At 60.2% G+C, this 13224-nt stretch carries 13 protein-coding genes and 2 pseudogenes; 11 read left to right on the top strand and 4 right to left on the bottom strand.

Features of this window, described 5'->3' with window-relative positions; all coding sequences use genetic code 11:
• Positions 1-41: 41 nt before the first annotated feature.
• A complete protein-coding gene (phoR, locus tag R1A29_RS28620) occupies positions 42-1328 on the bottom strand; it encodes a phosphate regulon sensor histidine kinase PhoR (RefSeq protein WP_240789170.1) in 1287 nt (428 codons plus the stop codon).
• Between the two features lie 136 nt (positions 1329-1464).
• A pseudogene (gene phoB / locus R1A29_RS28615) lies at positions 1465-2153 on the bottom strand (phosphate regulon transcriptional regulator PhoB).
• A gap of 151 nt (positions 2154-2304) precedes the next feature.
• Here phoB and R1A29_RS28610 point away from each other — a divergent pair.
• Positions 2305-2688, top strand: a complete 384-nt coding sequence (locus tag R1A29_RS28610) for a COG4315 family predicted lipoprotein (protein ID WP_085708820.1) — start codon at positions 2305-2307, stop codon at positions 2686-2688.
• A gap of 63 nt (positions 2689-2751) precedes the next feature.
• On the opposite strand, the gene ubiA is transcribed toward R1A29_RS28610, so the two are convergent.
• Together ubiA and R1A29_RS28600 are read right to left on the bottom strand one after the other, a co-directional pair.
• Entirely contained in the window at positions 2752-3642 is an 891-nt protein-coding gene (gene ubiA, locus R1A29_RS28605) for a 4-hydroxybenzoate octaprenyltransferase (protein ID WP_192552596.1), read from the bottom strand.
• The gene (locus R1A29_RS28600; protein WP_438300196.1) at positions 3642-4193 is read right to left on the bottom strand and encodes a chorismate--pyruvate lyase family protein; all 552 of its coding nucleotides are present in this window, start codon (positions 4191-4193) and stop codon (positions 3642-3644) included. Before R1A29_RS28600 ends, ubiA begins: the two co-directional genes overlap by 1 nt.
• Positions 4194-4392: 199 nt before the next feature.
• Here R1A29_RS28600 and R1A29_RS28595 point away from each other — a divergent pair, with 199 nt between their 5' ends.
• From R1A29_RS28595 to R1A29_RS28550, 10 genes and pseudogenes are all read left to right on the top strand, one after another.
• Positions 4393-4560, top strand: coding sequence for a rubredoxin (locus R1A29_RS28595; protein WP_007954349.1), 168 nt, complete (start codon positions 4393-4395; stop codon positions 4558-4560).
• Between the two features lie 21 nt (positions 4561-4581).
• On the top strand, positions 4582-5730 hold the full coding sequence (locus R1A29_RS28590) for an NAD(P)/FAD-dependent oxidoreductase (RefSeq protein WP_438300195.1): 1149 nt from the start codon (positions 4582-4584) through the stop codon (positions 5728-5730).
• 192 nt (positions 5731-5922) lie between these two features.
• Positions 5923-6198: an HU family DNA-binding protein gene (locus R1A29_RS28585; protein ID WP_003213368.1), complete on the top strand. Its 276-nt coding sequence runs from the start codon at positions 5923-5925 to the stop codon at positions 6196-6198.
• An 816-nt stretch (positions 6199-7014) separates the two neighbouring features.
• A complete protein-coding gene (gene tssA, locus R1A29_RS28580) occupies positions 7015-8577 on the top strand; it encodes a type VI secretion system protein TssA (RefSeq protein ID WP_438300194.1) in 1563 nt (520 codons plus the stop codon).
• A 32-nt stretch (positions 8578-8609) separates the two neighbouring features.
• Positions 8610-9113 (top strand): type VI secretion system contractile sheath small subunit, encoded by a 504-nt coding sequence (gene tssB, locus R1A29_RS28575; RefSeq protein ID WP_003229587.1) that lies wholly within the window; start codon positions 8610-8612, stop codon positions 9111-9113.
• Between the two features lie 28 nt (positions 9114-9141).
• On the top strand, positions 9142-10617 hold the full coding sequence (gene tssC, locus R1A29_RS28570; protein ID WP_007954371.1) for a type VI secretion system contractile sheath large subunit: 1476 nt from the start codon (positions 9142-9144) through the stop codon (positions 10615-10617).
• 9 nt (positions 10618-10626) lie between these two features.
• Positions 10627-11034 carry a type VI secretion system baseplate subunit TssE gene (tssE, locus tag R1A29_RS28565; protein ID WP_102688426.1) on the top strand — a complete coding sequence of 136 codons (408 nt, stop codon included), beginning with the start codon at positions 10627-10629 and terminating at the stop codon, positions 11032-11034.
• Between the two features lie 11 nt (positions 11035-11045).
• Positions 11046-11339 (top strand): annotated as a pseudogene (locus R1A29_RS28560) (PAAR domain-containing protein); the annotation flags it as partial.
• A 1108-nt stretch (positions 11340-12447) separates the two neighbouring features.
• Positions 12448-12831, top strand: coding sequence for a hypothetical protein (locus tag R1A29_RS28555; protein ID WP_438300193.1), 384 nt, complete (start codon positions 12448-12450; stop codon positions 12829-12831).
• The gene (locus R1A29_RS28550) at positions 12828-13220 is read left to right on the top strand and encodes a hypothetical protein (protein WP_438300192.1); all 393 of its coding nucleotides are present in this window, start codon (positions 12828-12830) and stop codon (positions 13218-13220) included. Before R1A29_RS28555 ends, R1A29_RS28550 begins: the two co-directional genes overlap by 4 nt.
• Positions 13221-13224: the final 4 nt, after the last annotated feature.

Here is a 13224-nt window from a genome sequence, read left to right as displayed (position 1 = left end):
AGCCAATGTAGCGGCTGACCTGGCGATTGCCTAGTCCGGCATTACTCAGCGGCGCTGATGAGCCGTGCCTGGGCGACCTGCGCCGGGGCGAAATGGCAGGTGAACGTGCTGCCGTGGCCGGGCACGCTGCTGATCTCCATCCGCGCGCGATGGCGCAGCAACACGTGTTTGACGATGGCCAGGCCCAGGCCCGTGCCGCCGGTGTTGGAGTTGCGGCTGGAGTCGACGCGGTAGAAGCGTTCGGTCAGGCGCGGCAGGTGTTTGCTGTCGATGCCGATCCCGGAATCCTGCACGCTCAGGTGTGCGCCCTGATCGTCGCCCCACCAGCGGATGCGGATATTGCCTTCGGCCGGGGTGTATTTGACGGCGTTGAACACCAGGTTGGAAAACGCACTGCGCAGTTCCGCCTCGCTGCCCTTGAGCAGGATGCTGGCGTCGGCTTCCAGGGTGATTTTCTGATTCTTCGACCCCGACAGCTGCTGTGCATCGCTCTTGATCGACTGCAACAGGGTGTCGATGTGCACGGGCTGGTTGTCCGACGGGTAATCGGTGGCTTCCAGTTTGGCCAGCAGCAGCAAGTCGTTGAGCAGGGTCTGCATGCGTCCGCCTTGCTGTTGCATCTGCTGCAGGGCGCGGCTCCAGCGCGGGTTCACTTCCTCGACGTTGTCGAGCAGGGTTTCCAGGTAGCCGCAGATCACCGTCAGCGGGGTGCGCAGCTCATGGGAGACGTTGGCGATGAAGTCCTTGCGCATCTGTTCCAGCTGATGGATGCGCGTGACGTCGCGCACCAGCATCAAGTGTTCGTTGTTGCCGTAGCGCGTGAGGTACATCTGGATGCGCACGCGGTCGTTGGTCGGCGAGGGGATTTCCAGCGGCTCGGCGTAGTTTTCCTGCTCGAAGTATTCCTTGAAGCGCGGATGGCGGACCAGGTTGGTCACGGGTTGGCCGCTGTCTTGCGGGGTCTTGAGGCCGAGCAGCGTTTCGGCGGCGCGGTTCCACCATTCCAGGTTGCCGTCGCTGTCGAGCATGATCACCGCGTCTTTCAGCGCGGCGGTGGACTCCTGAACGCGGTCGATCACCGCTTGCAGGCGTCCGCGTACACGCTGGTCGCGGCGTTGCAGGTGGTAGATGCTGTCGAACACCTCGCCCCACAGACCGTAGCCGTCGGGCGGTGCCTCATCGGGTTGGTGCAGGCGCAGCCATTCGTGCAGGCGCAGCAGTTGCTTGAGCGTCCAGGCCAGGTACAGGCCCAGTCCCGCCGCGAGGCTCCAGCCGTAGTAGCCGGTGATCAGGCCGATCACCAGGCAGCCGGTGACCAGCAACAGCATGTGGCGAATCAGGGTGCCATGCCAGTTTTGATTCACGGAGCGTCCTTAACGCAGCTTCGAGTTTCAAGCTGCAAGCTGCAAGTCAGAGCGGTTCGGCTATTCCTTGCCGCTTGTAGCTTGAAGCTTGCCGCTGCTTTTATGCCTTGGTGGAGAACCGATAGCCGGTGCCGCGCACGGTTTGTACCAGATTTTCGTAGGCGTCGCCGAGGGCCTTGCGCAGGCGCCGGATGTGCACGTCGACGGTGCGCTCTTCAACATAGACGTTGCCGCCCCAGACCTGGTCCAGCAACTGGCCACGGGTGTAGGCGCGTTCCTGGTGGGTCATGAAAAATTGCAGCAGACGGTATTCGGTCGGGCCCATTTCGGCCGGACGGCCATCGATGGTCACGCGGTGGCTGATCGGGTCGAGCAGCAGGCCGCCGACTTCGATCGGCGCTTCGCCATCGGTCGGGCCGGCGCGGCGCAGCACAGCCTTGAGGCGTGCCACCAGTTCGCGGGGGAAAACGGTTTGGTGATGTAGTCGTCGGCGCCGACTTCCAGGCCCTGGATCTTGTTGTCTTCTTCGCCCTTGGCGGTGAGCATGATGATCGGGATGTCCCCGGTCAGCTCGTCACGCTTGAGGCGACGGGCCAGCTCGATGCCGGAGGTGCCGGGCAGCATCCAGTCGAGCAGGATCAGGTCCGGCTTGCGGTCGACGATGATGGCGTGCGCCTGCTGCGAGTTCTCTGCCTCGAGGCAGTCATAGCCGGCCATTTCCAACGCAACGGCGATCATTTCGCGAATGGGCGCTTCGTCGTCGACGATCAGAATGCTCCTGCCAACCATGCCTTAATCCTCTTGTCATTTAACTGTCTTGCGCCGCATTAGATAACGGAATTATTGCAGTCGTGTGACAGTATTTTAGTCCGGCGGCGATTGTGCAAATCCTGAACTAAGCTCTAAGTCCGAATCCTGACAACCACAAAAGAAGGTTTCCATGACTCAAATGACTGCTTCCTTTAAAGCTCTGCTGATGGCTGCTGCCGTGACTCTGCCAGGCCTTGCGATGGCCGCTGAACCGGCGATGATGAAAGACGGCATGATGGTCGATCACAAAGGCATGACCGTTTACACGTTCGACAAGGACGCTGGCGGCAAGTCGATGTGCAATGACAAGTGCGCCGACAACTGGCCTCCGATGATGGCGCCGGCCGGTGCGAAGGCGGAAGGCAAGTGGACGGTGATCAAGCGCGACGACGGCAAGATGCAGTACGCCTACGACGGCAAGCCGCTGTATACCTTCAAGATGGACGCCAAGCCGGGTGACATGATGGGCGATGGCAAGATGGACGCGTGGCACGTGGTTCACGAGCACAAGTAAGCCATCGGCAGTGAAACAGCATCGCGGCCCGCAGGCATTGCCTCGGGCCGCGATGCGTTGAGGTCAGCGCAACGCGTAATCCAGCACGATCCCGACGAAGATCGCCAGACCGGCCCAATGGTTGTGCAAAAACGCCTTGAAGCAGCGCATCCGGTCCCGGTCACGGGTGTACCAGAACTCCCACGCATAGCACCCGGCCGCTACCAGCAGACCGAGGTGGAACCACATCCCCAGCTCGAACTTCGACCCGGCCAGCAGCAGGCAGCCCAGTGACAGTGCCTGCAGGGTCAGGATGATCACCCGGTCTGCCTCGCCGAACAGGATCGCCGTGGATTTCACGCCGATCTTCAGGTCATCGTCGCGGTCGGTCATCGCGTAATAAGTGTCGTAACCCACGGTCCACAGCAGATTGGCGATCCACAGCAGCCAGGCCGTCGCCGGCAGCTCACCGGTCTCGGCGGTGAACGCCATCGGCATGCCCCAGGAAAACGCCGCCCCCAGCACCACTTGCGGGTAATAGGTGTAGCGCTTCATGAAGGGATAGGTGAACGCCAGCGCCAGACCGCCCAGCGACAGCCAGATCGTCGCGGCATTGGTGCACAGCACCAGCAGGAAACTCACGCCCATCAGCAGGGCGAAGAACACCAGTGCCTCTTTCGAGCTGATCCGGCCAGCAGCGAGCGGGCGTTCTGCGGTGCGCTTCACGTGGCCGTCGACCTTGCGGTCGGCCCAGTCATTGATGACGCAGCCACCGGCACGGGTCAGCACCACGCCGAGGACAAAAATCACGACGTTGGCCAGCGACGGCGAACCTTTGCCGGCAATCCACAGCGCCCAGAGCGTCGGCCACAGCAGCAGATAGATGCCGATCGGCTTGTCCATGCGGGTCAACTGGATGAAGTCCCAGGCGCGCGGGTTCAGGCGATTCAGGGATTTGAGCAGGCTTTGATACATCAGCAGTTCTCCGGACGGGCGCGGACGGCTTCCCACAGCGTAGGCAGGAAAATCTCCGCCACCAGTACGCTCAATGCACCACGGTCGAAACGCGAACGACGACTCCACAACCCGGGAGCCCGGGAGTGCTCGGGCAGCCAGTGTTCCGGGTAATGGCAGACTTCAATGGCGCGGCGCTGAAACGCGTGATCGCAGAACAGCAGTTCGCCCAGCGAGCGGCTGCCCAACTCATCCATATGCAAGCCGTCGCCCTGCAAGGCGCCACGCGAGGCCACGCTGCGGGCGAACACCCAGGCCTCGCCATGACCGCGCAGATACACCTCGCGCACCCAGCCTTCGCTGCCTTCGGCCAGATCGAGCGCGGCGCATTCGTCGTCGCGCAGGGTCTGCCAGCCTTCGAACAGCGGCGTGACGCTGAAGCCGTCATCGGACAGGCGGGTCAGGCGGCGGGTCAGGGAGCCTTCGTCGAACAGCCAGTCGAGCGTGGACGTGTCGGGGAGGGGTGTCAGGTGGCTTTGCAGGCGCCACAACGGGGCGTTTTTGAGTTGCACAATGAGTCATTATTGGCAGCAAATGAGGCGGCGAGCTTACCATGGCGCACCACGAATTTGATTGATCCGGGCCGCCATTGCGCCGAACAGGCTTGCATCTGGCCGGTACCATCAGTACAAAACGCCCTGAGCCGGATGGCAGTGCTGCACCATCGACCGTCCGCGCCGGCTAAAGCCTGAATCCTGAGGAAGTACCTGAATGAAAAAGTGGCAATGTGTGGTCTGCGGCCTGATCTATAACGAAGCCGACGGCTGGCCGGATGACGGCATTGCGCCGGGCACCCTGTGGCAGGACGTGCCGGAAGACTGGCTGTGCCCGGACTGCGGCGTCGGCAAGATGGACTTCGAAATGATCGAAATCAACTGAGAAAACACTGAGGAGTAGGGCATGAGCGCACCTGTCGTAATCGTTGGCACCGGGCTGGCGGGTTACAACCTGGCCCGTGAGTTTCGCAAACTCGATGGCGAAACCCCGCTGCTGCTGATTACCGCCGATGACGGTCGTTCCTACTCCAAGCCGATGCTGTCCACCGGTTTCGGCAAGAACAAGGACGCCGACGGCCTGAGCATGGCCGAACCGGGCGCCATGGCCGAGCAGTTGAAGGCCGAGATCCGCACCCACACCCGCATCAGCGGCATCGACCCGGGTCACAAGCGTCTGTGGATCGGCGAGGAAGCGGTGAGCTATCGCGACCTGATCCTCGCCTGGGGTGCCGAAACCGTGCGTGTGCCGATTGAAGGTGATGCCGGGGATCTGGTATTCCCGATCAACGATCTCGAAGACTACGCACGTTTTCGCACCGCGGCGGCAGGCAAGCGTCGGGTGTTGCTGCTCGGCGCCGGTCTGATCGGCTGTGAGTTCGCCAACGACCTGATCCTTGGCGGTTATGAGGTGCAACTGGTTGCGCCGTGCGAGCAGGTGATGCCGACCCTGTTGCATCCGGCCTCTGCCGCAGCGGTGCAGGCCGGGCTGGAAAGCCTTGGCGCGCGTTTCCACCTCGGCCCGGTGCTGACCCGTTTGCAGAAAGTCGCCGATGGGCTGGAAGCACACCTCTCGGACGGTCAGGTCATCCCGTGCGATGTGGTGGTGTCGGCCATTGGCCTGCGCCCACGGATCGATCTGGCAGCGGCTGCCGGCATCCAGACCAACCGCGGTGTGGTGGTCGACCGCAATCTGCAAACTTCTCACGCCAATATTTACGCCCTGGGCGACTGCGCCGAGGTCGACGGGCTGAATCTTCTGTACGTCATGCCCCTCATGAGTTGTGCGCGAGCGCTGGCACAGACCCTGGCCGGCAACCCGACCGTGGTGAACTACGGACCGATGCCGATCACCGTGAAAACTCCGGTCTGCCCGCTGGTGGTTTCGCCGCCGCCACGGGGCCGCGAAGGCGTCTGGACCGTCGAAGGGCAGGGCGCCGACGTCAAGGCGCTGTGTCACGACGCGCAAGGGCAATTGCTCGGTTACGCCCTGACTGGCGCGGCGGTGATGGAAAAACTCGCGCTGAACAAACAGCTTCCGGCCTTGCTGGCGTAAATACCGGTCGTTCTGTCGGAATCACCCCGCTTTTGCCCCCACAAAGGTCGCGGGGAGACTGGCGCCGCCCTTATCCGCGTGCCATTCTCACTCCCGTCTGCCGCAGAGTAGAGCCTGCGGCGCCTTGGGCGCTGTTCCAACGAGAGCAGCACGGACATAACAACAAAAAACCGACTCAAAGGGGCTTCACTAATGCGTAAACCAGAACTCGCCGCTGCAATCGCTGAAAAAGCGGATCTGACCAAAGAGCAGGCCAACCGCGTTCTCAATGCCGTCCTCGAAGAAATCACCGGCGCCCTGCACCGCAAGGACAGCGTCACGCTCGTCGGCTTCGGCACCTTCCTGCAACGCCATCGCGGTGCCCGCACCGGTAAAAACCCGCAAACCGGTGAACCCGTCAAAATCAAGGCCAGCAACACTGTTGCGTTCAAGCCGGGCAAGTCGTTGAAAGACAGCGTCAATCCATAATTGCGGCGCACTCCCTCACTGACGGGGAGAGCTGTAATGAAAAATGGGCACATCGATTGCGGTCGGGTGCCCATTTTTTGTGTCCGTAACAATTACTCGGCTCAGGTCTAGAAAAAGTACCGGGTCAGGCGAAAGCAAATCGGTGCGGCGAAGCAGGTCGAGTCTGACAGCGGTGTGCTTATAAAGACGGGGCCGCCACGTGAAATACATTGTGTAAGAACATTCCGCATCACTTGTCAGAACAATCCACATCGAAAGTGTGTACTTACGCAAGGCGCAGGCCCGATGGATAACCGTGCAATTGCCTGAAGTCATGCAGTCGTGCGGGAAAATAAGTCTTGCGAAGTTTGGAAAGTGTTCTGCGCCATCAAATTGATGGCACTTTTATTATTGTCCGTTGTCTCCGGCGCATTATTTAAAAATGCAGACCGGATTTCGGAAAAATCCTACTTCTATTTCTTTCGAATGTTGTCATGCTTTTGCTCGTAATTTGGAACGTGCGTTCAAGGTGGTTCGGGCCATCTTCAAGGAGCCGCTCTAGGTCAATGGTTGCGAAGGAATTGAGCCGGGTCGGGAGATATAAGCCAATATCAGGAAACCCCTGCTGCATATAGGGCGATCTCCTACACACCCCAATGAACACTTCGTCTTGTTGTTTAATCAGATGCTTGCTAGTGGCCATCATAGTGATTACGATGCGCGCACTTGAAAGAGCACATACTCAATTGGATGAGTCTTCACACTGCTCTTCGATACTGTCCCCGCGCCGCTGCAACTCCAATAGGCGTACGACCGTAATCCAAATAAAGGCCATGGATGTCCTACTCAAGCAAACTTTCCGCCCATTACCTCGAACTCGCTAAAGTCTCTGTTTCCAAAGAGAATTTTGCGGGTGAAGACGTTCGTTTCTCGAGCGAATTCGAGGCGCTGGAAAGTGAGCTGGCCAAAGCCTCGTCGATGCACGAAAGCGGGCAGATCGACTGGCTGAAAATCCGCGAAAACAGCGAAAACCTGCTGCGCACCCAATCCAAGGATTTGCGTGTCGGCGCCTGGCTGACCTGGTCGCTGTACCAGCGTGAATCCTTCCCCGGCCTGCTGGCCGGCCTCGCTTTTTTGCACCATCTGTCGGAAAACAACTGGGCCGAAGTTCACCCGCTCAAACCACGCACCCGGGCCGCCGCCATTGGCTGGCTGGTTCCGCGTCTTGAGCAGGTGATCACCGAGAACATCGCGATCAAGGAGCAGCTGCCGATGTTCCGGCAGTTGTCCGAGCACCTGTCCGGTCTCGACGCGGCCTGCACCGAGCACCTGGGGGACGACGCGCCGCTGCTGCTGCCGCTCTCCCGCCGCCTGAAAACCATGATCCAGCGCGCCGCCGACAACCAGCCGGCCCCCGGTGTTGTGGGTGCGGCGGTGGCGCAGGTCAAGCAGGCCGCCACTCAGCTGCTGGCCCCCGGCGCGCCGATCGACAACGAGAAAGAAGCCCACAAGGCCCTGCGCGCCCAGCAGGAAAGCGCCCGCCCGCTGTGCGCCTGGTGGCTCAAGCAGAAGGCCACCGACCTGCGTGCCCTGCGCCTCAACCGCACCTTGCTGTGGATGACTATCGATGCGGTGCCCGAGCGCAACGCCGATCAGATCACCGTGCTGCGCGGGTTGCCGGTGGACAAGCTCAAGCAGTACCAGGACCGCTTCGATCAAGGCAAATACGCCGACCTGCTGGTGGAACTGGAGGCGAGCCTGGCGAAGGCACCGTTCTGGTTCGATGGCCAGAGGATGGTCTGGGAGTGTCTCCAGAACCTCAACGCCGAGCTGGCCATGCGCGAAGTGGAAATCCACTTCGCGCTTTTGGTTCAGCGCCTGCCCGGCATCATCGAGCTGCGTTTCCATGACGGCGCGCCGTTCGCCGATCCGTCCACCCGGGCGTGGATCGCCGCCAACGTCATGCCGCACCTGCAAAGCGCCAGTGCGCCGCGCAAGGTCGAGACCGAGAACGTCGAAACCCAGCCAGCCTGGGAAAAGGCTCTGGAAGAAGTCCAGCCGATCCTGCGCAAGGAAGGCCTCAAGCCCGCGGTGCAGATCCTCAAACAGGGTCTGCAATCGGCGCATGGCGGCCGCGAGCGCTTCTTCTGGCAGTTCGCCCTCGCGCGGCTGTGCTTCCTGGCCAAGAAATACGAACTCGCCAAGAACCAGCTCGAAACCCTCGATCAGACATTACAGGACTCAGGCCTGCACGCCTGGGAGCCCGATCTTGCATTGGAAGTGCTGCACCTGCTGCACAGTTGCTGCGAGTTGCTGCCGCAGAACCATGCCGTACGTGAACGCAAGGAAGAGATTTATCGCAGGCTGTGCCACCTCGACCTCGAAGTGGTACTCGAATAGGCCCCAGGGCCACAACCGCAAGGAGAAAAGCCATGGCCAAAGAAGGCTCGGTAGCCCCCAAGGAACGCATCAACGTCACCTTCAAACCCGCCACCGGCGGTGCTCAGGAAGAGATTGAACTGCCGCTGAAGCTGCTGGCAATCGGTGACTACACCCACCGCAAGGACGATCGCAAGATCGAGGATCGCAAGCCGATCAGCATCGACAAGATGACCTTCGACGAAGTGCTGGCCAAGCAAGAGCTGGGTCTGACGCTGAGCGTGCCGAACCGTCTGCAGGAAGATGGCGAGGCCGACGAGCTGGCCGTGCAACTGCGCGTCAACTCCATGAAGGACTTCAACCCGGCCAGTCTGGTCGAGCAAGTGCCTGAGCTTAAAAAACTGATGGAACTGCGCGATGCGCTGGTGGCCCTCAAAGGCCCGCTGGGTAACGCACCTGCGTTCCGTAAAGCCATCGAAGGCGTGCTCGCCGACGACGAATCCCGCGGTCGCGTACTCGGTGAGCTGGGCCTGAACGCCGCAGCCCCGGACGCCTGAGCCCACAGCAGCCAAGGAAGCCAACACAATGAGCACTAGCGCAGCACAACAGAACGCCGCCGAAAACGGCGAATACAGCATTCTCGACAGCATCATCGCCGAAACCCGCCTGACGCCGGACGACGAAGCCTACGACATCGCCAAGCGCGGTGTGTCGGCGTTCATCGAAGAGCTGCTCAAGCCGCAGAACAACGGTGAGCCGGTCAAGAAAGCCATGGTTGACCGCATGATCGCCGAGATCGATGCCAAGCTCAGCCGTCAGATGGACGAAATCCTGCACCACCCGGACTTCCAGGCGCTGGAATCGTCGTGGCGTGGCCTGCAACTGCTGGTCGACCGCACCAACTTCCGCGAAAACATCAAGATCGAAATCCTCAACGTCTCCAAGGACGACCTGCTGGACGACTTCGAAGATTCGCCGGAAGTGATGCAGTCGGGCCTGTACAAGCACATCTACACCGCTGAATACGGCCAGTTCGGTGGTCAGCCGGTTGGCGCGATCATCGCCAACTACTACCTGTCCCCAAGCTCGCCGGACGTGAAACTGATGCAGTACGTGTCCAGCGTAGCCTGCATGTCTCACGCGCCGTTCATCGCTGCCGCCGGCCCGAAATTCTTCGGCCTGGAAAGCTTCACCGGCCTGCCGGACCTGAAGGATCTGAAAGATCACTTCGAAGGCCCGCAATTCACCAAATGGCAGAGCTTCCGTACCTCGGAAGACTCCCGCTACGTTGGCCTGACCGTTCCGCGTTTCCTGCTGCGTAACCCGTACGATCCGGAAGAGAACCCGGTCAAATCGTTCGTGTACAAGGAAAACGTTGCCAACAGCCACGAGCACTACCTGTGGGGCAACACCGCTTACGCGTTCGGCACCAAACTGACCGACAGCTTCGCCAAATTCCGCTGGTGCCCGAACATCATTGGCCCACAGAGCGGCGGCGCCGTTGAAGACCTGCCTCTGCACCACTTCGAAAGCATGGGCGAAATCGAAACCAAGATTCCTACCGAAGTTCTGGTTTCCGACCGTCGTGAATACGAACTGGCCGAGGAAGGCTTCATCTCCCTGACCATGCGTAAAGGCTCCGACAACGCGGCGTTCTTCTCCGCCAGCTCGGTGCAGAAGCCGAAGTTCTTCGGCATCAGCGCAGAAGGCAAGGCAGCAGAGCTGAACTACAAGCTCGGCACGCAACTGCCGTACATGATGATCGTCAACCGCCTGGCTCACTACCTGAAAGTGCTGCAGCGCGAGCAACTCGGTTCGTGGAAAGAGCGTACCGACCTCGAGCTGGAACTGAACAAGTGGATCCGCCAGTACGTGGCCGACCAGGAAAACCCGAGCGCCGAAGTACGTGGCCGTCGTCCGCTGCGCGCTGCGCAAGTGATCGTCAGCGACGTTGAAGGCGAGCCGGGCTGGTACCGCGTCAGCCTGAACGTGCGCCCGCACTTCAAGTACATGGGTGCCGATTTCACCCTGTCGCTGGTTGGCAAGCTGGACAAAGAGTAAGAGCGACTCATGGACGGATACGGCAGCCTTTTCGAACGCCTCAACGGCGACGCGGAACTACGCAAGGGCAAGAGCCTCGAGGCTTCTGCCATGGCGTCGGTGGCTGCCCATCTGGCCAAAATGCTCAGCACCCGGGCCGGCAGCGTGCAAACGCTGTCCGACTACGGGTTGCCCGATCTCAATGACATGCGCCTGAGCCTGCACGACTCCCTGAGTCAGGCCCGCCTGGCCATCGAAAGCTTCATCGAAGCCTACGAACCGCGCCTGAGCAACGTGCGTGTCATTTCCCTGCCGCGTGACCACGACCAGCTCCGCCTGGCCTTCAGCATCGAAGGCCTGCTGGAAGTCGAGGGCTTCAAGCGCCAGGTCAGTTTCGCCGCGCGCCTGGATGGCAGCGGTCAAGTGAAGGTCACCTAAGGAGAACCCCGATGTCAGGCAAACCTGCAGCACGTGTATCCGACCCCACCACTTGCCCGCTCCCCGGCCACGGCACCAACCCGATTGCCGCCGGCTCCGGCGACGTATTCTTCGACGGCCTGCCGGCGGCCCGCCAGGGCGATGCCTCGGCGTGTGGCAGTGCATTGGTCGGCGACCTTGCGACCACGGTTCTGATCAATGGCAAGCCAGCTGCCACCGTAGGTTCAGTCGGGGCCCATGGCAACAAGGTCACTGCGGGCTCCGGGACGGTAATCATCGGGAATTCGCATACGCCTGCACCGTTTTCGGGGCTTGCTGCCGTTGCGGTCGCCGCTGCTCTGGAATACCGACTGGGTCTGAAGTCGGGTGGCAACTCGGTTTTGACTCCGTTGGAAATACCGGACTTCGATGAACTGAAGTCCGGAACATCGAAAAACCGCGAACTGGTCGACTTCGTCGTCGAGAACCGGATGGATACGGCAGACAGTGTGAAGCTGGAAGTGCTGGACGGCGAAAAGCCGGTCTACACCGAAGCCAATACCGCCCCGTTCTTGCCCCCTGGCAAGCACCCGTGGCAATGGGATGGGTACGACACTGCCGGCATCCTCGACACCAAAATCCTGAAAAGCCCGAACCTCAAAATTCGTCTGACCGCGACCGGAGCGGGCAAGCAGCAAGTCACCGAAGTGAAGCTCACTTGTTCGGCTGAAGAGGTGAAGTGGGTCGATGCGCGTATTGATCGCAATGCCAAGACCGTAGAAGTGACGCTGCGCCCGAGCTTCTCGGATGGTGGCAGCAGTGGTTCTACGCCCGGCCTGGTGCCTACGCCGTTCAGCACTTTGCTGGGTTGGGCCAAAGAAGGCATCGAATTGTATTGGTCACGCAATGGTTCGCGCGGCGGTGGTATTGCCGAAGGGATCACCACCAGCAAAGGGGTCTACAAAGTCACGGTCAAGGCCGAGGTCAACGTCGAGCCCAAGGCCGGGAATTTCCCCTTGATTGACTCGTTGTCAGCGGACTTCGGTCGTTCGACCAGCCTGGCAATCGCCCGGAAGGTTTACCACAACGCCGGCTATGCCTTTGACCAACTCGTCAAGCGTCAAGGCCTTGCGGCTGCGGATGCTGCCAACTATGCACAGGAAGAATTCAAAGAGACCTCGGCCCATGAGTTCGGGCATCTGATTCTCAACGAATACGGTGGCGGACTGATCCCGAATTACTCGTGGACGCACAAAGAAACGTCAACGTTGATGCAAAACCCCAAGGCAAACCATCCGACACCGAGCACGGGGGAGGTGGATGTCATGCATTACTTCAGCAGCTACACCCAGTCGGCCGCCAGCCTGCAGAAGCGCATGGCCGCTTCTGAACAAGACGTGAAAAGCCTGCTCTGGCTGGCCAGGGTTGAATTCGATGACTAGGTTCGCCGGTTTCATTCTGCTGTTTGTCTCCTTGTACGGTTGCGCAGCGCAGCAGGTCTACAACAACCATGTGTACATGGAAAACCGTTGTGGCCAGCCACTCGAGATGAAGGTTTCCAACAGCTCGAACATGCACTCACTGGATCGCAACCTGACCGTTGCAACAGGCGCTCGTGCGCTCGTGGCGAGCTTTGCGTCTTACGGTGAAGACGTTATCGAACAGATCCCGAGCAACTATCGACTGACCATCAACGACGCTGCGGGCAGTAAATCCATTGACGCTACTCAGTTGAAACAGCGCCTGGCCGTTGTCGAGAAAGTTACTGAAGGAACCCAGCGCGAGTGGACGATCCGTGAGGCTTCGATCTGCCCATGAAACTGCCAGGAATGATCTGCATGTCGAGCTGGGCGGGCCTTTCATTGGCTGCCTGCACTGTCCAACAGGTTTACCGCAATGACGTGTACCTGCAGAACACTTGTGGAGTACCGCTGGAGCTGACGCTGGCAAACGACTCCAACTACGACGATCAACCACGCAGCTTCACGTTGGCTCCGAATGAGCGCAGCTCCGTCGCCAACTATCAATCCTTTGGCGAAGACGTATTGGGTCAGATCAGTGACCAATACAGCCTGATGCTTAAAAGTCTGGCCGCGACTAAAACCATCGACGCGCAAACGTTACGCAAAGCCTTGGCGAGAATAGAAAAAACTGAGGAAAGAGGTGTTCGCTCATGGACGGTCGATAACGGGGCTTTCTGCCCGTGAAGCG

The sequence above is a fragment of the Pseudomonas sp. NMS19W genome (assembly GCF_051554255.1).
Taxonomy (GTDB): Bacteria; Pseudomonadota; Gammaproteobacteria; order Pseudomonadales; family Pseudomonadaceae; genus Aquipseudomonas; species Aquipseudomonas kribbensis.
The sequence above is the reverse complement of the archived record's forward strand: the minus strand, read 5'-3'. Positions and strand labels throughout refer to the sequence as shown.

Coding starts and splice junctions, on each gene's coding strand:
- phoR (WP_240789170.1), bottom strand. CDS start 1,328: ATGCTGTTGCTGGTCACCGGCTGCCTGGTGATCGGCCTGATCACCGGC.
- R1A29_RS28610 (WP_085708820.1), top strand. CDS start 2,305: ATGACTCAAATGACTGCTTCCTTTAAAGCTCTGCTGATGGCTGCTGCC.
- ubiA (WP_192552596.1), bottom strand. CDS start 3,642: ATGTATCAAAGCCTGCTCAAATCCCTGAATCGCCTGAACCCGCGCGCC.
- R1A29_RS28595 (WP_007954349.1), top strand. CDS start 4,393: ATGAAAAAGTGGCAATGTGTGGTCTGCGGCCTGATCTATAACGAAGCC.
- tssE (WP_102688426.1), top strand. CDS start 10,627: ATGGACGGATACGGCAGCCTTTTCGAACGCCTCAACGGCGACGCGGAA.
- tssC (WP_007954371.1), top strand. CDS start 9,142: ATGAGCACTAGCGCAGCACAACAGAACGCCGCCGAAAACGGCGAATAC.
- R1A29_RS28590 (WP_438300195.1), top strand. CDS start 4,582: ATGAGCGCACCTGTCGTAATCGTTGGCACCGGGCTGGCGGGTTACAAC.
- tssA (WP_438300194.1), top strand. CDS start 7,015: ATGTCCTACTCAAGCAAACTTTCCGCCCATTACCTCGAACTCGCTAAA.
- R1A29_RS28550 (WP_438300192.1), top strand. CDS start 12,828: ATGAAACTGCCAGGAATGATCTGCATGTCGAGCTGGGCGGGCCTTTCA.
- R1A29_RS28555 (WP_438300193.1), top strand. CDS start 12,448: ATGACTAGGTTCGCCGGTTTCATTCTGCTGTTTGTCTCCTTGTACGGT.
- R1A29_RS28585 (WP_003213368.1), top strand. CDS start 5,923: ATGCGTAAACCAGAACTCGCCGCTGCAATCGCTGAAAAAGCGGATCTG.
- tssB (WP_003229587.1), top strand. CDS start 8,610: ATGGCCAAAGAAGGCTCGGTAGCCCCCAAGGAACGCATCAACGTCACC.